This window comes from uncultured Campylobacter sp. (assembly GCF_938018035.1).
Lineage (GTDB): Bacteria > Campylobacterota > Campylobacteria > Campylobacterales > Campylobacteraceae > Campylobacter_B.
The window spans coordinates 1-18,915 of the sequence record NZ_CALIJF010000290.1 but is presented as its reverse complement, the minus strand read 5'-3'; the positions used below and the strand labels follow the sequence as shown (position 1 = coordinate 18,915).

Here is an 18,915-nt window from a genome sequence, read left to right as displayed (position 1 = left end):
GCCAACATACCTGAAAAAATCTTTTTCATCTTTTCTCTCCTTATTAAGATTTGTTTTTTTGCTTATTTTTTAAGATCAAAATTCCTACGATTAGAAGCACGATCATCACCGCTTGCGGCACGAGGCTCTGCACGTAAGGATAAAATCCGATCCACGTAATCGTTGGAAGCCCATCTATTACGGTAGGCACGAATACCTTGCCCTCGACTAACTCCATCACGCCCTTGCCCACAAATACGACGGACATATAAAATATGATGACCGATGTAGCGATGAAAAACGGCTTGATAGCGATTTTAAGCGAGAATTTTTTGATGACGATATAAACTATGATAAGAGCCGCTAGACCCGCTACAAAGCCTGCTGCTACCATGCTGGTAGCTGCCGGACTTTTAGCATCGAAAAGTAGCGCCAAATAAAATAGCACCGTCTCTGCGCCCTCGCGATAAACCGCTAAAAATACCGTCCACCAAAGCATCTTGCTATCGCCAGAGCTTAGGCTGTTTGAAATTTGACCTTGGATATAGGCGCTCCACTTTTTGGAGCTTGCATTTGAAAGAAGCCAAAAGCCCACGTAAAATAGCAGCACCACGGCGATTAACATCACCGCGCCCTCCATCACTTCGCGCGTTTGTCCTGCATTTTCACTACCGAAGATATAATTCAGCCCGTAAGCCGTAGCGATACTTAGCACAACCGCTACGCCAAGAGCGCTGTAAACGATATTTAGGTGCTTTGAGTTGCCGGATTTTATAAGTAGAGCGATGACTGCGGCTACGATGATGAGCGCTTCAAATCCTTCGCGCAAGATGATGATAAACGCGTATAAAAATAGATCCCAATTGCTTGATTTCTTCGTTAGCTCTAGGCTTTGGGTAAGCTGATCAAATAGCTTGTTTTGCGCCGCTACGATCTGCTCTTTGGAAGCGCCTGCGCGCATAAGAGCTGAAATTTTATTAAAGCTTGCTTCGGTGTCTAGCTTGAGTTGAGTATTTTTAGCACCGACGATGTTTTCCATGCCGCTTTCTTCGTATTCGTCGAAGTAAATATTACCGCTCTCGTCGATCGCGTCATCAACCTTGCCGCTCTCGTAAAGCTGCAAAACCTTAGCCATTTTGTCTTTGATATTTTGCACAATCGGCGTAAAATCCTTGCCCTCATCCTCGCTAGTATCGCTTTGTGCTAACGCAGTCTGCGGCGCTATGGAGTAGCTTTCTTGCGGCAAATCATTTACGGCTTTTAATGCTAGATTATCTAGGGCGTTTATCGCTTCGTCAAATTTTGATTTGTCCGTATCTGCATCCTCGCGCAAGAGATTTCCGATAATTTGCTGGATTGATTGATCGGTCTGAGACGAGACATATTTTCGCACTGCCTCCTCTAGACGTTCGTTGCGGTAGATATCAAATTTAGCGCGATTTAGCGCAGCTTTTAGCGCAGCAGTGTCTTTTTTATCAAACGCAGCTTTAGCGTTATCCAGCTCAGTTTTAAATTCCGTATAGACGCTCATCCAAGGCGAAGTTGTACCGGATGCTGCGGAATTCCCACCTGAGGCTGGCGCAGAAGTGCTGCCGTCGCCTCCGTCTTGATGCTCGGCTACGAGACGATGACCAGATTCGATCGCAGGCAGAACCTCATCAATCTCGCGATTTAGATTATCTATCATTGCTTGGATCTCATTTAGAGGCTTTTCTGCTTTGATCGCTTTACGGATATCGCCGAATTGCTTCTCCATATCGTAGGATTTTTTCTGTCCCAAATTTATGCGGATACCGGCTTCTAGATTTTCAAAATGCCCAAAATACGCCTCTTGAGTTATCTTTCTAGCCTCAGAATTATTACCATCGACATAAAGTTTGATCGCTTGAGCAAATTTCTCTTTTATCGTCGCTGCTTCGGCGCGATAATCCGTATCCGCAAAAAGCATAGCAAGCGGAAAAATTAGAGCCAAAATCGCAAATTTAAAAAATTTCATCTGAACCTTCTTAAGTTAAATTTATACATTAAATTTCAAAATTAAGTAGCAATTATATGTAGAAAAATCTTAAAAAGTAATAAAAAAAGCGGTTATCATAAAGCACGAAAGCGGCTAAATTCTCAATTGCAAGAGCTTTTTGATAGATGGAATTTAATAGAATTTAGGATATGGCGGAATTTTAAATGGCAGTCGGATTTTACTCCGACTGCTAAAATTTTAGTGAAGTTTCGACCAAATTTTACTTTTCCAAAGACCTGCAAAAACAGAAAGGATCAAGAAATAGATCATAATATTTATGGTTGTAGCTTCACGCTCAGCTTTTTTGCTATCGCCTACATCAGCTAGATATTCCACGACTTTGGCTTCAGCGTTTTCGTTCAAGCCTACGCGCGGCATCGAAGTGCCTGGAAGCTTCTTTTGCGTATCATTGATAAACTCGTGTAGATAGTTGGCGCCCTTAGAACGGATCATCATCGAAAGATCAGGAGGCGTCGAGCCCATATACGCAGCTAAGCTAGCCTTGTCGCTGGATGCAAAGAGCTTATCATATTTGACGTCGTGGCATCTTAGACAAGCATCCTCAAAAACTGCCTTACTTAAAAGGAATTTTTTCTGCGCTTCGTTTAGTTCGGTGCCTTGCTTGATACCGCTAGCTGCAGCCTCAGAGGCGATTAGTTTATCCTCGCTAGGAGCGAGCGACTTTAGATAGGCTACGATATCGGCGATCTCTTGATTTAGATCACCGCCCGCACCGAAAAACCCGGGCATCGGAAAAGGCTTTTCGTCGCCAAATTTCTGATCTAGCTTAAGAGCCATGATCGGATCTTTGATGAGTGCAGCTAAGAATTTATCGGTGTATAGATAGCCTGCGCTACTAAGATCCGGAGGATTGACGCCGTATGCGGCACTAGCGCTTGCCGCGTCCATAGGAGCGGGGATATTTGCACTTTTTACTCCATGACATGCGGTGCAGCCTGCATTTGTAAAGGTCTCGGCGCCGCGCACGGCATCGCCTTTGCTAAGATCTATTTTATTTATCTCGTCCCAAAAAAGCACCGTTTTGTCTTGTTGCTCTTTCGCACTGGCTAGGGCTTTTTTAGAATTTTTTATCATCGTCTCATCCCCGCCTTTTTCAGCTGCGGCCAAAGCGCTTTCTGCTGCGGCTACGTTATGCGCGGCTAAAGCCGTATCGCCTGCTGCAAAGTCGTAATTTACCGGATCGGTGTGCGGACTGAGCTTAGTATGAGCATAAGGCTCGATAAACCAGTATAAAATTCCCACACAAAAAAGCACTAAGATTAGGGTTCTTATCTCTTTCATGGCTAGACCCTCTTTCTTTCTGCGATCGTGATCAACGGAAGCACTACGACGAGCAATCCAATATAGACGATCGATAAAGCAAAGCCCCAGTATTTATTTTCGATACCAAGCTCCGCGCCGTCTGCAGGGAGCTTGCCGAAGAGGCTAAGCAGGATCATGTCGATTACCAAAACCCAAAACCAAATGAAAAACGCCTTGTTTTTGTGTGCGGGCGCTACTATGCTGCTACGATCAAATAGCGGGATAAAAAATAGCGAAACTCCGGCGAATGCAAATGCGATAAGCCCGATGTCGGCGGCCTTAAGCGGTCCTACGTCGAAGTAAAATCCGCGCAAAATTTCATACTCCCAAAGGAAGTACCATTCCGGATAGATATGCGTCGGGGTTTTGAGGCTGTTTGCAGGCTCGAAATTTATAGGATCCATCGCAAAATCGAAGTGGAAACCCACTAGATAAAAGAAAAATATCATAAAGATACTGACATAGAAAAAATCCTTCGCCAAAAAGCCCGGCCAAAACGGAATTACCTTGCTTTCGCTAGTTTTTCCTTCCAAATACTTCTCGCCCTCGAGCTCAAAGTCAATCTCCTCGCCGTCTAGGTTATTTACATGCGGAAATCTAAGCGAATAGAAATGCACCGCCAGCACCGCAACCACCACAAGAGGTAGCAAACAGACGTGAAGCATAAAAAATCGTGTCAGCGTCGGATCACTAACAGCATAATCGCCGCGAATCCATTCGACTATTGCATCGCCCACTACTGGAATTCCGCCGAACAAATTTGTAATAACCATCGCTGCCCAGTAGCTCATCTGCCCCCACGGAAGCATATAGCCGCTAAAAGCCTCCGCCGAAAAGATGATGAAAAGCAGCATTCCGCTTACCCAAATCATCTCTCGCCCTTGCTTATACGAGCGGTAATAAATAGCTACTAAAGTATGAATGTATAAGATCAAAAATACGACCGATGCCGATACCGCGTGGATATGTCGCCATAGCCAACCGTATTCGACCTCCTTCATAATCGTAAAATTTACGCTATCAAATGCCAAATTGACATCTGGCTTATAATACATCACGAGCATTAGTCCACTAACGAACAAAACTATAAATAGCGTCATCAAAATAACGCCCATCGCCCAAAGGAAGCTGATATTTTTAGGAATCCAATACTCGCTTACCATCACCTTGAAAAATTTCGTTACGGCGAGCCTTTGGTCGAACCAATCCCAAACTCCCGTAGCCTTTCTGATATGTGCCATCTGCGCCTCCTATACTTTCTGCTTTAGGGCTTGGTATTCGGGGCCCTCTTCGCCTAAAACGAGTTTCGTTCCGTCGATTTTAAAGGGCGGTATATCCATAGGACGCGGCGGCGGACCAAATACGTTTACGCCGTTAGCATCGAAAATCCCGCCGTGACATGCACAGATGAATTGTTGCGTCGATGGCTTGTAGCTAGGAATACAGCCTAAATGCGTGCAAAGGCCGATGCAAAGCGTATATCTAGCATCTCCTACGACGACATCACGGGCATCGTTTTTAGGCATATCGGCGGTCTTTTTAAGCACGAAAATCGGCTTTTTGCGCCACTGCGTTTGATAAAGCTCGCCCTCTTTGATCGGACTTAGATCTACCGTAGTGACGCCGGCGGCGCGCACGCTAGGAAGCGGATCCCACGATTTCTTCATCCCCACGAGTGCGAAAACGCCACCCACAGCGGCAACCGCGCCGAAAGTAAGCCCGATAAAGCCTCGTCTATCCTGTTTTAGATCAGACATCTTTATCCTTTCAAATTAAGAAATTGACAAGCCTCAATTTTAGCCAAATAAAGATTAAATCAATATGATTATAAGCAGAAATTTAGCTTAACCTTACAAGCTAAATTATATTTTAAGATAATTTTAATGCCTGGTGAGGCGTTTTCGCAGTTTAAAATTTTATAAATTTTCAAATTCTATTATATTCTATCATGGCACGGAATTTAAAATTTTAAAATTTTGTCGCGCAAGAGTTATTGCGACAATGGTGTGCAAAATTTTAAAATTTCGACATCATAAATAAAATTTCATAAAGAGCGAGATTTTAAATTTTAAATTTAAAGATGAGCATAGAATTTATAAAATCAAATTTTAAAATTTCACTGCTCGGTTATGGCGGCAGCAGGGCGAATTTTGCACTAGCGCGCTAGCTGAAATTTTAAAATTCTAAATTACGTCGCGCTTCCGTCGTATGAAAAAATTCCACTAGAAGTAAAATTTAAAACATTAAAATCCCATAGCGGTGCAAATTCCAAATCATTAGAATTTTACGACATCTTAAAATTTCAAGCATCAAAAAATTCTGTCGCGATGCAAAATTTTAAAATTTAGCGCAATCGCGAGCCGTAAAATTCTATAAAATTCTGCGGGATCCTAAAGCCTAGCCAAAATTTAAAGATAAATTTCATAAATCCATAAAGCCTCGGCAAACTGCGAAATCCGGGCGAAATTTCAAAATTATTATTCTTAAATTTGGACCCCGCCTATCTAAAGCCTAGCCGATTTGCCCGAGCGGAAATACGCCGCGATCGCAAGAGCCACCATCGAAGCGATCATCGCGTACGCCCAGCCCGGCACCGGAATACGCTCGCCGCTAGCGTAAGAGTGCATGCCGCTTAGGTAGAAATTTACGCCAAAATAGGTCATTATGACGCTAAAATACGCAAACATCGAGGCTACGGCAAAGGCGAACTGATTATTGAGCTTAGGCATAAACCTAAAATGCACGACCACCGCGTAGATGAAAATCGTAATGAGCGCCCAGGTCTCCTTCGGATCCCAGCCCCAGTAGCGCCCCCAGCTTTCGTTCGCCCACACGCCGCCTAGGAAGTTGCCGACCGTCAGCAAACAAAGCCCTAGGATCATCGACATTTCGTTGATATGCGTAGCCTCCGTGATATTGCGCGCGATCTCGGGGTTTTTCTTGTCAAACAGGAACATTACGAGGGTAAAAATTCCAAGCAGCATGCAAAGACCTAAAAATCCGTAGCTCGCGGTGATTACCGAGACGTGGATCGTAAGCCAGTGCGATTTTAGAACCGGCTGGAGATTGGTGATTTGCGGATCGATGTCGCTAAGATGCGCCACCATCAGCGTTATGCCCGCCATTATTGACGTTAGCGCCAGCGAAATAGCGGATTTGCGCGAGAAAAATATTCCGCTTAGCGACAGCGCCCATGCGATGTAGATGAGCGATTCGTAGGAGTTGCTCCACGGCGCGTGCCCCGAGACGTAGCCGCGTAGCGCAAGGCCTGCGGTATGCGCGATGAAGGCGACGATATTTACGACGTAAACGAGCTTAAACGCACCGCCTAAGCGAAGAGTAGGCTTCATCATTCGCAAAAAGATAAAGATTAGAAGCAAAAATCCCGAGATAGTGTAGATCGGAAAGAGGCGAGAAAAAATTTTAGCCTTATTAAATAAAATTTCATATTTTATTGCGCTCTCGCTAGGCATTAAATTTGCGCCGTTTTGTGCTTGGTATTTTTTGACGTAGCTTAGCATCTTTTCTGCGCCGCTCCAATCCCCGCTTTCTTGGGCATAGACCACGGACGAAACGAATATTCCCATCATCTTTTTAACTTCAGCAGATTCGTTTTGATCCAGCGCATCGCCTAGATATAGCGGCGAAAGCCACTCGTTATTTTTAGCGTTCTTAACCGGAATAATTCTAAAATAATCCCCCATAAACGCCGAGTAAAAGACGTTTACGCGCTCATTTACCTTGATGATCTCTTTATCTAGCACGCCGCGATTGCCCAAAGGCTTGCGGTTGATCTCCTCGACCATTTTATCGAGCTTGTAGTAGCTCTCGCCACCTTTAAATTCAAAAAAATCCATCATACTGGCGTGGCTTTGCTTCTCATCCATACCTAGAATTTTTTTAAGCTCCGGCTCGCTAACCTTGATGATCGGCGCACGCCTCCAGTAGCTTTGATTTAGCATAAACGAAAGCGCGGCGGCGTTATGGTTTAAAATTTCGCCATTTGGCGCCTTGTAGTCGTCGGCGCGGTAAATTTTATTTAAAAGCTCCCTAGAAACGGTATCGAAAGGCTCCATTCGCCCATCAAATCCCTGAATTACTAGGCTTGCTAGATCCTCACTAAATTTAGGATCAAATTTCGGCACGGTCAGCTCGCCCCCCATAGTAGAAAAATTATGCGGAGGGATGGAGTCTTGCTCCGCCGCAGATTCTTGCGAAGCGGAGCTTTGATTGGAATTTTCAGCGGCGGAATTCTGCACGGAATTTTGCGAAGCGGGATCTTGCACGCTAGCCGGGCTTTGCGGCGCGGAATTTTCTGCGGCTGCATTTGAGGCGGAATTTTGCGAAGTAGAATTTTGTGCCGTGGAGTTTTGTTCGGCATTTGCTGCGCTAGGATACAATGCGGCCAAACTCAAAGCCAACGCGCCTACTAATGCCAATGCCGCACCTTTAGTGCCGCGTCGCGATTTTTTGGTGCGTTTTGATATGGAGCTTTCTGCGGAGCTTGCGGGCACCGAGCTAGACGCGGAATTTTTAGAATTTACATCTTTTTCTGTAGCAAGATGCGTATTTTCGCTAATTAAGCGCGAAAGCTTGAAAAAGCGCGAGCCCCGGTTGAAAAAGTTAAAAAACATCCCCACGCAAAGCAAAAAATAGCCGATGTAAGTTGGAGCTTTGCCGGGGTCTTTATTGACCGAAAGCACGGTACCACGCTCATCCGTGTCGTATGAGCTTTGGAAAAATCGGTATCCGCCGTAATCGAGCACGTGATTCATAAAAATATCATAATCAAAGCTCGAATTGCCGTCTTTTAGCGTGATTTCGCTTTTATATCCGGAGGGCGAATTGGTGCCTGGATAGCGATCCATCACAAAGTCGCGAAGCGCGATTTTAAAAGGCAGATGAAGCATCTTTGGCGCCAAGGCTACGATGAAATTCTTATCACCCACCTTGTAGCTAGCACCATGCGAATCCCTAGGTACGTAGATTTCGCGACTCTGCCCCGCAAAGCTTAGCGTAGCTACTACGCCGGGCTCACCCGGTAAATTCGCATCGACCGGGACGAATTTCTCGACCGCTGAGCTAAGCAGGCTAACAGGGGCAAAATTTATCCCATCGAAGCTGTAAAGCAAGAGATTGCCTAGCGGATTATCCTCGTTTTTCTTAAGCGGCGCAGTGCTCATATCAGCCATTTTAGTGGCGTTTATATCAAGATTTGAGTTTAGATAGAATTTGCCGTCTTTGGATTTTATGTAGATGAAATTCTTACTTTTAGGCTCTGCATTAAAAGTGATACTAAGCTCGCCTATCTCCATGCTTTCGCCCGATTGCAAGGAGACGTTTTGACTACCGACATTGTTTGAAAATAATAGCTCCACGCGCGCAGGAGCCTGTCCGGTCGGATCTTGCACCCATTTTAGCTCGCCGTGTTCTATTAGCTCTTTAAATTTTAAATTTGCGATCCTGCCCTCTACGTCTAGATTGAGATCGAAGTTCATCCGTCCTGCGCCGTTTAAAAATTTGCTCTCGTCAGCAGATATAAACTCGCCGTCACTGCCTAAAGTAAGAAGCTGAACGACCTCGTCTTTAGTCGTTACGATCGAGCTCTCGCCGCCCTCTCTTATATGGATATTGCCCTCAAAGCCGAAATATCTCGTCAAAATCGCTCCAGCAAGCATAAACAAAAAGCTCGCGTGAAAGATTAGCGCAGGCAGAGTGCGAAGCTTAATCATGCGGTAGCGATAGATATTGTAGGTTAAATTTACTCCCAAAAGCACCATCAGCGCGCCAAACCATGCAGTAGAATAAACCATCGCCCAAGCTACTTCCGTGCCGTAAGCGGTCTCTATGAAAGTGGCGATCGCACAGGCTAGCGCCAAAATCAGTAGCATCACTGACGCGCACTCCATACTAAAAAATGTCTTCATTGATTTCCTTTAGATTTACGAGGGTTTTCAAAATCGCGAGATTTTAGCAAAAATTGCTTAATTTTTCATTTTACGACCTGCAAGCGCACGCCTACTAGCGTAGTGCGAATATGCGTTAAGATGCTTTGATAAAGCAGTAGAATTCTCGCCTTAGGCATTCGCGCAGGAATTTAACGGCGCGGATAAATTTTGTAAAATGCTGCAGAATTTGGTAAAATTCTATGTAAATTTCATGCGTCATCTCATCGCGTAATTTCTAATTTAAAATTCCGCTGCGATAAGATTTTATCTTTACGAAATTCCTTCTTATTATTTTTTGCCTTGGGTATATGCGAGCTCGCACACGTCGCCCACAGCTTGGCGGCATGGGATCGCCGAGATCGAGTTATTAGGCGAGCCATCGATCACTTTGTCTGAATAAACCAAATAGATTAGCGAGCCCTGCACCGCGTCGTAAAGCCTAACTACGTGGGTCTTTTTGAAGATTAACGAGCTGCGTTTTTCAAAAATATCCTCTTTTTTCAGCTCCTCTTTAATGATGATTTTAGGCGCTGTCTGCACGCACGACACAGAGGCTTCGGAGCGGTCCTCCTCCACGCCGATGATCTCTTTGGCACCGCCTTTTTTGGCGTAAGAGACGTAGCAGGTCACGCCGTCGATCTTAGGATCTTTAACCGCGATAACTTCGATGCGATCGTCTTTGCCAAAAATTCTAAACGAAGTATTTACGCTACCTACGAGCTCGTAATCGCCCGCAAAAGCAAAAGCCGCTAAAATCGCTACTAGAATAAATTTTTTCATAACCATCCTTTGGAATTTTAGCGGCGATTTTATCATTTATAATATAAATATTAAGCAAGTTTTTATAAAATACCGCGATTTAAATTTAAAGGAATTTTATGATAGAAGATATCTTTAGAGAATACGATATTCGCGGTATCGTGGGTGAGGAGCTAAACGAGCGCAGCGTAAAGGCGATCGGCTTCGCGCTTGGCAAACATATCGCAAATCTGGGGCTTGAGCGCGTTAGCGTGGGATACGACGCCCGTCTTAGCGCGGTTGAGCTTTTTGGCTATTTCGTAAGCGGGCTAAATTTTGCCGGACTGCGAGTTTATAATATCGGCTTGCTGCCGACGCCGGTGGGCTATTTTAGCGTATTTACGCATAAATTTGACGCAAACGTAATGATCACCGGCTCGCACAACCCCAAAAATTACAACGGCTTCAAAATAACGATCGGCACGGACAGCTTCTTTGGCGCGGATTTGAAATGTCTGGGTGCGCAGGTGCAGGAGCTGATCGGTTCAAATTTTGAAATTCCAACCGATACAAGCACCCAGAGGTACGACATTTTAAGCGAGTATCTAGCATATTTTGAGAAGGAATTTGCGGCTCTTAAGGGCTTTGCCGCGCCTTTTATAATCGACTGCGCAAACGGAGCTGCGGGCGTTACGACTACTAAAATCATAGAAAGGCTGGAGCTAAACGCTAAAGTTTTGTTCCCGCAGCCAGACGGCAACTTTCCAAACCACCACCCAGACCCAAGCGAGGAGAAAAATTTAGCGGATCTTAAAGTCGCGATGAAGCAAGACGGCGTGAGCTTGGGTTTTGGTTTTGACGGGGATGCAGATAGGATCGCCGTGCTTACGCCGCGCCGCAATATAAAAGGCGACGAGCTAGCCTGCCTGCTTGCCCTAAATATGACCCATCCGCGCATCCTAGGCGAGGTTAAATGCTCTCAAGCGATGTATGACGCCATCGATAAGATCGGCAAAAGCTTCATGGGCAAGACCGGCCACAGCAATATCAAAAAGGCGATGAAGGAGCTTGACATCGATCTTGCCGCCGAGGTTAGCGGGCATATTTACTTTAAAGAGCGATATTTCGGCTTTGATGACGGCGTATATGCGATGATGCGCGTGCTTGAGCTCGTAGCTAAAGGATATGATTTAGACGCCGAGCTAGACAAGCTGCCGCAGGTTTTTAGCACCGATGAGATTAAATTTAATACGAGCGAGGAGGCGAAATTTAAGATTATCGAGGCTCTTAAAGCTCAAATCCACGCAGGTATCGCGGAGCTGCCACCCATCCGCGATATTATCGAGATCGACGGCATCAGAGTGCGGTTTGATAACGGCTGGGCGCTCGTACGGGCAAGCAACACCACGCCTGTGATCGTAACTCGCTTCGAGGCCTCTAGCCCTGAGTTTCGCGACGAGATGCAGCGCGTATTTTTAGGTAAACTAGAAAATTTAAAGGACCAGAGATGAACGAATCTGAAAAGCAAGAGGTTGAGAAAAATATAAAAGAGCTTTTGGCTGCGAGAGCGGAATTTTTTAAATTCTTAGATGAGCGCGTGCCAAAAATCGCGGGTACCGACGTGTTTGATTTCGAGCGCGCAGGCGCGGCTAACTTGAAAGAAATTTATGCGAAATTCTACGGATACGACTACGCCACGCGCAAGCTGCTGCCATATTTATACCGCACTTACGGACTAAATTTCGATGTCTGAGATCATCTTAGATCGCGCCGCTTATGCGCACAATCTAGCGCAAATTGCCGCCAAAGTAGGTGAAGCGGAGCGAGTATTTTTAGTAGCCAAGGATAATTCATACGGCCATGGCTGCAGGCTTTGCTGCGAGGAAGCGGCAAAGCTAGGCTTCGTACGCGCCGTAACGCGAAGTGCTGCGGAAGCTGCGCAGATTGCGGATTTATTTGATGAAATTTTAGTGCTCTCGCACATTCCGCGCGGGGACGAGGATGAGCGGTTTTACTACGCGGTAAATGATCTGAGCTACTTCTCGCGTCTTAAACGAGGGCTTAAAATTTATATCGCTGCAGATACCGCAATGCATAGAAACGGCATCGGTGCGAGCGAGTTAGATGAGGCGCTTAGGCTATGCAAGCAGGGCGGATTTAAGCTTCACGGCTTTTTCACGCACTTTCGCGCAAGCGACGAGCTAAGTGGAGATTTTTTCGCACAAAGGCAAAATTTTATAGAATTTAAGTGGCTTGCGGGGCACAAAGCCGCCGCCGCGGGCTTTGGAAATTTAAAATTTCATTCGAGCAACTCCGCAGCTATCGAGCGCAGAGCGGGCTTTGAGGACGAATACGTGCGCGTGGGTATGGCGCAATTTGGATATCCGCAATTTGACGAGAGCCTAAATTTACACCCCGTGCTAAAGCTCTATGCCGATCTAATCAGCTCGCGCGTGCTGAAAAAAGGCGAGCGCGTGGGCTACGGCGCGAAATTTGAAGCGCCACGCGATATGAGGATCGGCACATACGATCTGGGCTACGCAGATGGGCTATTTCGCTACGACGGCGAGGGCGAGTTAGCGCTTGCAAGCGGGCAAAAAATGCTCGGAAAAATGTCGATGGATAGCTTCTGCGCAGAATTCGGCGGAGAGCGAGTTTGCGTGCTGGACGATGCGCGGGCCTGGGCAAAGCGCTTCGGTACGATCGAATATGAAATTTTAGTCAAATTAAATTCCAACATCCCAAGGAGATTTCAATGAAAGAGCTGCAAGGAGAAAATAACGAGCGTATAGGTTACGACGATAAAGGCTTATCCGCGCGAGGCGAGAGCTTTGGCGGAGGAGAGTATCCGCGCCAAAAAGGAGGGCTTCATATCTTAATCAAAGCTCTAATCGTCTTAGTGATTGCGGCGATTGCGTTTGCGATATTTGCAGTGCCGGTTTACAATAAACTCGTAAGCAAAGATGAAGAAGTTAAGGCCGCGTGGAGCCAGGTACAAAACCAATATCAGCGCCGCGCCGATTTGATTCCAAATTTCGTAGAAACCGTCAAGGGCTACGCAAGCCATGAAAAAGATACCTTAGAAGGCGTCATAAATGCCCGCGCTAAGGCAACCGCTGTCAATATCAATGCAGAAAGTTTAGCGCAAGATCCGGAAGCGTTTGCGAAATTTAACGGCGCCCAAGGTGAGCTTAGCTCAGCCCTATCACGCTTGATGCTGGTAGTCGAGCGTTATCCGGATCTTAAGGCAAATCAGAATTTCGCCGACCTGCAAAATCAGCTCGAAGGCACGGAAAATCGCATCGCCGTAGCGCGCAAGGACTACATCGCCTCGGTGCAGGAATACAACAAGCTAATTAGGACCTTTCCTACAAACATCATCGCGCGCATAGTAGGACTAGGCGGCGCCAAACCTAGCTTTAGCGCTGATAGCTCAAGCCAAAAAGCCCCTAGCGTCTCGTTTAAATAACGCTAAAGGCGGCAAATGCTAAGCGAGCAGTGCAAGCAAAAAATCCACGAGCTAATCACGAAAGCCGAAGCTACAAGCGGTGCGCAGATCGTCTGCGTAGTCGCGCGTGAAGCAAGAGAGGACTGCGAATATAGCTACAGCGCGGCGGCAGTGACGGCGTTTGCGATCGGCATCGTTCTGTGCTTCGTGCCGCAAATAAGCAAAGCTGAGCTACTGCAGATCGTAGCGCTCAGCTTCATAGCGATTAAAGCTCTGCTAGCTAAATGTCCCGCGCTTTTAACTCTAATCACACCTAAATCTCGCAGACTTCGGCTCTCGGGCGAGTTTGCGATGCAAAAATTTTACGAGCGCTACGGCAGCGTAAAAGAAGCGATAATGTTTTGCGTCTGCGTCCGCGAGCGCTGCGCTCATATCATCTGCGGCGCGCAAGCGGCGGAGTTTATCTCTAAGGGTGAGTTTGAACGTATCACGACGGAATTTAACCCCAGCACGCAAGGTCTTGAGCCTGCTGTTTTAAAGGCGATGGACGCGCTGTGCGAGCTAGCCATGCGAGTGCCTAAAGATAGCGAAAATAACGAGATAAAAGAGACCTTGGTGGAGCTGCAATGAGAGTGGCTTGGAGATTTGCTTTTGCCATAATGGCGCTATTTGTAATAAGCGTCGCCGCACCTAGCGAGTATCTAGCCCATCCAAACGGCACCGCTGTAATAGATGAGGCTGGCATTTTACGCCCAGCCGCGAGAGAGAGTCTGAATGAAATTTTAACGACTTTCGATAAAAATTCCACAAACCAGATCATGTTCATAAGCCTAAAATCGCTCGGAGACTACTCTATCGAGGAAATCGGCGTAGAGCAGGCGCGCGCTCTTGGTATCGGGCAAAAAGGGCGCGACAACGGCGTACTGCTGCTTGTCGCTCCACACGAGCATAAAGTGCGTATCGAGGTCGGATACGGGCTAGAGGGCGTGCTAACCGATATGCGCGCCAAGCGTATCATCAGCAATAAAATTCTGCCCTATTTTAGGCAGGGAGATTACGAAAGTGGCGTCATTAGCGGGATTTCAGCGATCATTAGCACGATCGAAGGCGGCGATATAAAATTTGATCCGCTTAACGCCAACGCGCAGCAGGATCCGAGCAACAAGGACTTTGCGATCTTTATGGTGCTTTTTGCGGTTTTGCTTTTTGCGATACTAAGCCGCCGCGTGACGCGCCGCAGAAGAAGCGACGAGGATATAATCTCGAGCGCAGACATCATAAGCGAAATCGCGCGCTCATCGCGCATGAGAGGCAGCCCATCTGGGAATTTTGGCGGATTTAAAGGAAGTGGCGGTTTTAGCGGAGGCGGCTTCAGTGGGGGCGGCGGAAGCTTCGGCGGAGGCGGTGCTAGCGGAAGCTGGTAGCCACAGAAATTTTATCAAAATTCCAAATCGTAGAATTTTATCTAAATTTTAAAATTTCAGAATTTCTAAATTCGGCTGCTGGTATAGAAAAACAGCATGAGCGGCTTGTCGTTGCCTCAATCTTTAGCGTGCGCTCGGAGAGGTCAAACTTGGAGGCGAGCGAGGTGCCGTCGCTGCTTAGATGGTGCTTCCATCCGTCACAGCCTGCGAGCAGCAGCGCGAGTACGGCGGCAGCAACTTTTAAATTTAAAAATTTCATAATCTAAAATCCGTCCTTAAGTCTACTTTTAAAACTGCTAAATTCGTTTTTAAATTTGCGTTTGAAATTTTAAAATTTGCGGTGCAATGCCTGTTAGAATTTATGTCTCGATACGCTCCGAGGCGTATGTCGTAATAATCCATGCTTGGGTTCATGCCGTGACCCTTGACGAGATTTATGTCGTAATCCGCACTAGAATCTATGTAACGACCTGCCTCTCAATTCGTACTCATAGCTTTTCGGTTTTTACAATTTAAACGGCAAAGGCGGTGTCTAAATTTACGCGACAGACCAAAGTCGCGCGATAAATTTTAAAATTTCGCAGCGCACGATCGAGCTCTAAAAAGTAAGCTTTAAATTTGATCGTCAAAGCGAGCTCTAAATTTTCACCAAAGCAAAGCAGGCTTTAAATTTAACCGCGCTGGCGATCTAAAATTTATACGCCGCGGCAGTCTAAATTTAGTGCGCTGCAGGTATCCGCGCGTCTGTCTCGTGCGAGCTCAAAATTTAAATTTAAACGCACTCTCCGCAGTTCAAAAATAAAATTTGCGCGTTTGCATAGCGAATATAAAATTCCTCGCTAATCGGCGCCTCTCCCTCCGCGATACGACTTTAGCCGTACCGTGCTCCCGCCTGATGCGCTCTCTCAGACTTTCATCAAACTTTACGATACGGTTTTGCCCGCAATCTGCGCGGCTGCTCGTGCAAAAACGCAGGCTCCGATCGCCCGCGAACGCAGTAATCCGCAGCTAAAATTTCGCTCAAGTAAGACCGCGGCGAACCGAGCCGCCCTGAAATTTTAAAAATTTATCTCGCAAACGGGCGGCGGTTCGCGATGCTTGCTTATTAATTTTACGCAAGCGCGGCGGGCGAATTAGCTAAAATTTAGCGCTTTTGGTGTAGAATTCGAGCAAATTTCAATCCAAAGGTCATCAAAATGCGCGGATATAAAATTTTCTCCGGCACCGCAAATCCCGAATTTGCCAAAAAAATCTCCAAATATCTCTCGCTGCCGCTTAGCGAGTGCGCGATCAAAACCTTCAGCGACGGCGAAATCAGCGTCCAGATCGGCGAGAGCGTGCGCGGCAAGGACGTCTTCGTCATCCAACCCACATGCGCGCCCGCAAACTCCAATCTGATGGAGCTTCTGATCCTAACCGACGCGCTGAAGCGCTCCAGCGCGAACTCGATCACGGCGGTCGTGCCCTACTTCGGCTACGCTCGCCAAGACCGCAAGGCAGCCCCGCGCGTGCCGATCAGCGCGAAGCTCGTGGCAAATATGATGCAGACGGCGGGGATCGACCGCGTCGTCACGATGGATCTGCACGCGGGGCAGATACAGGGCTTTTTCGACGTACCGGTCGATAACCTCTACGGCTCGCTGATATTTTTGGACTACCTGAAAGAGAAAAATTTAAAAAATCCTATCATCGCCAGCCCCGACGTGGGCGGCGTCGCGCGCGCTAGAAGCTTTGCCAAAAAGCTCTCGCTCGATCTCGTCATCGTCGATAAGCGCCGCGAGGAGGCGAACAAAAGCGAGGTGATGAACATCATCGGCGACGTCGCGGGCAAGGACGTGATCCTAATCGACGATATGATCGATACCGCGGGCACTATCGTCAAGGCCGCGGGCGCGTTTAAGGAACAGGGCGCGAAGAGCGTCAGCGCGTTTTGCACGCACGCCGTGCTAAGCGGCCCGGCATATGAGCGCATCGAAAGCGGCGCGCTGGACGGCCTAGTCGTGACCGACACGATCCCGCTAAAGCAGGAAAGCGACCGCATCAAGGTAATCAGCGTCGCTCCGCTTTTCGGCGAGGTCATCAGGCGCGTATATCACGACGAGAGCGTAAATAGCTTATTCAAATAAAATTTTAAAATTTAAAATGCGGCGCGGTTTGTTTTAAACAGCCGCGGGAATGCGAACAATAGGCATCTTATAATAAAAGATCGCGGCTCAGCTGCAAGTCAAGCGCTTATGCCTGCGGGCTCTAAATTTACGGCGTTTGAGCTCGCTGCGATTTGACTATTGCGGACAGAGATATTTAACTGCGACGCGAAATTTAGCTTCTACGCGGCAAATTTAACCTCTGCGCGGTATTTACTCCGCGCGGCGGAAAAATTTAACTGCAACCACAGAGCAAATTTGCCGCACCAACCGCTGCAAGCCGCATTTTAATCGGCCATATTAACTCCGCTAGACTGCGTTTTAAATTTGCCGTAAAATTTTCCATATATTCGATGAGACCGCGCAGTGCCCCGCGCTTTAAATTTATGATAATTGCCGCGCATTCGCCATCTGTCTTATATGGCCGAGCTTCTGTAAAACTCGCACTCGCTAAATCATGCAAACCGCGTTTTTAAATTTCGCCGCGAAATCCGTAGCACGCGCCGGCAAGAATACACCCGCCGATCACATTTAAATTTAGTGCCGAAATTCTTTATATTTTAGAGTATTGTAAGACTCAAAATGCCGTATTTCCCAAGCGTTCGCCGCTCTTAACGGAGTAGCTTCGCCCACAAAGCTTCTGTAGTGCTTTATTGTGATATTAAGTTCGTCGGCTAAATTTCAAATCCTTTAAATTTGAAACCCATTTAAATTCTAAAGCCTATTCAAATTTGAAATTTAATCCGAATTTGATCTGAAATTTTATAAAATTCCACCGTTTTAAACGGGCTTTAAAAGCGTGCGCAAGCTGTTTTGCAAGCCCGAAAGAAAGGGAGCTTTATGCCTACTTTTACTACCAAAGACTACAAAGCCGCCCTTCGCAGCCGCGGCGCACGAACCACGAGTGCAGGTGGATTTAGCATCAAAAACGACAACTCCTTCATCGTAATATTCGTCATTGCGATGATGGCCTTTATATTTTTTTACGGCGTTTCGGCCGGCCTTGATTTAGATGAAATTTTTTTAGGCGACGGACGCGGTCGCGGCGGAGGCGGGATTTTAGGACTTTTGATCGCCGGCGTAGCTTGGTATCAAGGACGCGACGGCGGCGGGCTGTTTAAATTTAACGACCACGCAATTACCTTCGTTTCAAACGAGCGCAAGAGCGAAATTTTGCTCTTTAACATCGACTACATTAGGCTCACTCCAGGCTTTTTGCGCACCTGCACCGGCTACACGGCGCTTAACCACTCCCGCTACGTAAAATACGAGCAGTTCTTTACATTCGGGATCGGATCGATGATCGTGCTATGGCTAGTGGGTATCGCCATGAGCGAGCGCGTGGGGATGGCGTTCGTGATAATGGTCGTGGGCGTCGTGATATTTTTCTTCGCCAAGGCGCTCTCGTCGTGGCGGCTAAACGGCGACTTTCACGATATCTTGCTGCGCGACACCGTGCTGATCCGCGGCAAGGATCTAAATGACCGCGTGCTGTGGTTTGCGATCACGCCCGGTCACAACGACCGCCGCAGGTTGCGCGCCTACTTCAAAGAGCATCTTGACTTCGACATCGACGGCGACTGATTTTGATTTAAATTTAGAGATTTGGCGTAAATTTAGCGACAGAATTTTGCAACGTAAAATTTTAAGAGGATTTCGCACGGCGGAATTTTGCGATCTAAATTTTACCGAGCAAAATTCTAAGGATGAAAATGTTAAGATATAAAATTTACGAAGAAGAATTTCACGGCGTAAATTTCAAAGCCTCGAATGCATGCCGCAATATTTGCGGCTCTATACGGCGAACTTCACCTCGCTTAGCCGCCCCAAATTATCAAACGAAAAGAGTGCGTCATTTTTAAAATTTGCTACGATCTTGTCCGCCGCTTCGCTA

17 protein-coding genes are annotated in these 18,915 nt (G+C 46.8%); 9 read left to right on the top strand and 8 right to left on the bottom strand.

The features are described 5' to 3' along the window. Window positions 1-43: 43 nt before the first annotated feature. The 6 genes from Q0257_RS08790 to Q0257_RS08765 all read right to left on the bottom strand — a co-directional run bounded on the left by Q0257_RS08790 (window position 44) and on the right by Q0257_RS08765 (window position 10,047). Window positions 44-1,975: an FTR1 family protein gene (locus Q0257_RS08790; protein ID WP_298024160.1), complete on the bottom strand. Its 1,932-nt coding sequence runs from the start codon at window positions 1,973-1,975 to the stop codon at window positions 44-46. A 219-nt stretch (window positions 1,976-2,194) separates the two neighbouring features. Then, the gene (locus Q0257_RS08785) at window positions 2,195-3,298 is read right to left on the bottom strand and encodes a c-type cytochrome (protein WP_297922817.1); all 1,104 of its coding nucleotides are present in this window, start codon (window positions 3,296-3,298) and stop codon (window positions 2,195-2,197) included. Window positions 3,299-3,300: 2 nt separating this feature from the next. Next, a complete protein-coding gene (locus Q0257_RS08780) occupies window positions 3,301-4,560 on the bottom strand; it encodes a cytochrome bc complex cytochrome b subunit (RefSeq protein ID WP_298024157.1) in 1,260 nt (419 codons plus the stop codon). Window positions 4,561-4,569: 9 nt separating this feature from the next. After that, entirely contained in the window at window positions 4,570-5,076 is a 507-nt protein-coding gene (gene petA, locus Q0257_RS08775) for a ubiquinol-cytochrome c reductase iron-sulfur subunit (RefSeq protein WP_298024154.1), read from the bottom strand. Between the two features lie 747 nt (window positions 5,077-5,823). Further along, window positions 5,824-9,246 (bottom strand): cytochrome c biogenesis protein CcsA, encoded by a 3,423-nt coding sequence (ccsA, locus tag Q0257_RS08770; protein ID WP_298024151.1) that lies wholly within the window; start codon window positions 9,244-9,246, stop codon window positions 5,824-5,826. 309 nt (window positions 9,247-9,555) lie between these two features. Beyond that, entirely contained in the window at window positions 9,556-10,047 is a 492-nt protein-coding gene (locus Q0257_RS08765; RefSeq protein ID WP_298024148.1) for a CreA family protein, read from the bottom strand. 98 nt (window positions 10,048-10,145) lie between these two features. Here Q0257_RS08765 and Q0257_RS08760 point away from each other — a divergent pair, with 98 nt between their 5' ends. From Q0257_RS08760 to Q0257_RS08735, 6 genes are read left to right on the top strand one after another with little or no spacing between them, the layout of a single operon-like run. After that, the gene (locus tag Q0257_RS08760) at window positions 10,146-11,516 is read left to right on the top strand and encodes a phosphomannomutase/phosphoglucomutase (RefSeq protein WP_298024145.1); all 1,371 of its coding nucleotides are present in this window, start codon (window positions 10,146-10,148) and stop codon (window positions 11,514-11,516) included. After that, a complete protein-coding gene (gene cmeU / locus Q0257_RS08755) occupies window positions 11,513-11,758 on the top strand; it encodes a CmeU family protein (RefSeq protein ID WP_298024142.1) in 246 nt (81 codons plus the stop codon). The genes Q0257_RS08760 and cmeU overlap by 4 nt, the downstream gene beginning before the upstream one ends. Further along, window positions 11,751-12,764, top strand: a complete 1,014-nt coding sequence (locus Q0257_RS08750; protein ID WP_298024139.1) for an alanine racemase — start codon at window positions 11,751-11,753, stop codon at window positions 12,762-12,764. Before cmeU ends, Q0257_RS08750 begins: the two co-directional genes overlap by 8 nt. Further along, entirely contained in the window at window positions 12,761-13,474 is a 714-nt protein-coding gene (locus Q0257_RS08745; protein WP_297945944.1) for a LemA family protein, read from the top strand. The genes Q0257_RS08750 and Q0257_RS08745 overlap by 4 nt, the downstream gene beginning before the upstream one ends. A gap of 15 nt (window positions 13,475-13,489) precedes the next feature. Continuing rightward, window positions 13,490-14,083, top strand: a complete 594-nt coding sequence (locus Q0257_RS08740) for a hypothetical protein (protein WP_298024137.1) — start codon at window positions 13,490-13,492, stop codon at window positions 14,081-14,083. After that, window positions 14,080-14,877, top strand: coding sequence for a YgcG family protein (locus Q0257_RS08735; protein WP_298024135.1), 798 nt, complete (start codon window positions 14,080-14,082; stop codon window positions 14,875-14,877). The genes Q0257_RS08740 and Q0257_RS08735 overlap by 4 nt, the downstream gene beginning before the upstream one ends. 37 nt (window positions 14,878-14,914) lie before the next feature. Here Q0257_RS08735 and Q0257_RS08730 read toward each other — a convergent pair whose 3' ends face one another. Both Q0257_RS08730 and Q0257_RS08725 read right to left on the bottom strand, forming a co-directional pair. Beyond that, window positions 14,915-15,136 carry a hypothetical protein gene (locus tag Q0257_RS08730; protein WP_298024131.1) on the bottom strand — a complete coding sequence of 74 codons (222 nt, stop codon included), beginning with the start codon at window positions 15,134-15,136 and terminating at the stop codon, window positions 14,915-14,917. Further along, on the bottom strand, window positions 15,133-15,291 hold the full coding sequence (locus Q0257_RS08725) for a hypothetical protein (protein ID WP_298024127.1): 159 nt from the start codon (window positions 15,289-15,291) through the stop codon (window positions 15,133-15,135). The genes Q0257_RS08730 and Q0257_RS08725 overlap by 4 nt, the downstream gene beginning before the upstream one ends. A 782-nt stretch (window positions 15,292-16,073) precedes the next feature. Between Q0257_RS08725 and Q0257_RS08720 the strand changes: the two genes are divergently transcribed. From Q0257_RS08720 to Q0257_RS08710, 3 genes are all read left to right on the top strand, one after another. Then, a complete protein-coding gene (locus Q0257_RS08720; RefSeq protein WP_005873085.1) occupies window positions 16,074-17,003 on the top strand; it encodes a ribose-phosphate pyrophosphokinase in 930 nt (309 codons plus the stop codon). 858 nt (window positions 17,004-17,861) lie between these two features. Next, entirely contained in the window at window positions 17,862-18,605 is a 744-nt protein-coding gene (locus Q0257_RS08715; protein WP_298024124.1) for a hypothetical protein, read from the top strand. After that, window positions 18,580-18,747 (top strand): hypothetical protein, encoded by a 168-nt coding sequence (locus Q0257_RS08710; RefSeq protein ID WP_298024122.1) that lies wholly within the window; start codon window positions 18,580-18,582, stop codon window positions 18,745-18,747. The genes Q0257_RS08715 and Q0257_RS08710 overlap by 26 nt, the downstream gene beginning before the upstream one ends. The last annotated feature ends 168 nt before the right edge of the window (window positions 18,748-18,915 follow it).

Coding starts and splice junctions, on each gene's coding strand:
- Q0257_RS08790 (WP_298024160.1), bottom strand. CDS start 1,975: ATGAAATTTTTTAAATTTGCGATTTTGGCTCTAATTTTTCCGCTTGCT.
- Q0257_RS08785 (WP_297922817.1), bottom strand. CDS start 3,298: ATGAAAGAGATAAGAACCCTAATCTTAGTGCTTTTTTGTGTGGGAATT.
- Q0257_RS08780 (WP_298024157.1), bottom strand. CDS start 4,560: ATGGCACATATCAGAAAGGCTACGGGAGTTTGGGATTGGTTCGACCAA.
- petA (WP_298024154.1), bottom strand. CDS start 5,076: ATGTCTGATCTAAAACAGGATAGACGAGGCTTTATCGGGCTTACTTTC.
- ccsA (WP_298024151.1), bottom strand. CDS start 9,246: ATGAAGACATTTTTTAGTATGGAGTGCGCGTCAGTGATGCTACTGATT.
- Q0257_RS08765 (WP_298024148.1), bottom strand. CDS start 10,047: ATGAAAAAATTTATTCTAGTAGCGATTTTAGCGGCTTTTGCTTTTGCG.
- Q0257_RS08760 (WP_298024145.1), top strand. CDS start 10,146: ATGATAGAAGATATCTTTAGAGAATACGATATTCGCGGTATCGTGGGT.
- cmeU (WP_298024142.1), top strand. CDS start 11,513: ATGAACGAATCTGAAAAGCAAGAGGTTGAGAAAAATATAAAAGAGCTT.
- Q0257_RS08750 (WP_298024139.1), top strand. CDS start 11,751: ATGTCTGAGATCATCTTAGATCGCGCCGCTTATGCGCACAATCTAGCG.
- Q0257_RS08745 (WP_297945944.1), top strand. CDS start 12,761: ATGAAAGAGCTGCAAGGAGAAAATAACGAGCGTATAGGTTACGACGAT.
- Q0257_RS08740 (WP_298024137.1), top strand. CDS start 13,490: ATGCTAAGCGAGCAGTGCAAGCAAAAAATCCACGAGCTAATCACGAAA.
- Q0257_RS08735 (WP_298024135.1), top strand. CDS start 14,080: ATGAGAGTGGCTTGGAGATTTGCTTTTGCCATAATGGCGCTATTTGTA.
- Q0257_RS08730 (WP_298024131.1), bottom strand. CDS start 15,136: ATGAAATTTTTAAATTTAAAAGTTGCTGCCGCCGTACTCGCGCTGCTG.
- Q0257_RS08725 (WP_298024127.1), bottom strand. CDS start 15,291: ATGAACCCAAGCATGGATTATTACGACATACGCCTCGGAGCGTATCGA.
- Q0257_RS08720 (WP_005873085.1), top strand. CDS start 16,074: ATGCGCGGATATAAAATTTTCTCCGGCACCGCAAATCCCGAATTTGCC.
- Q0257_RS08715 (WP_298024124.1), top strand. CDS start 17,862: ATGCCTACTTTTACTACCAAAGACTACAAAGCCGCCCTTCGCAGCCGC.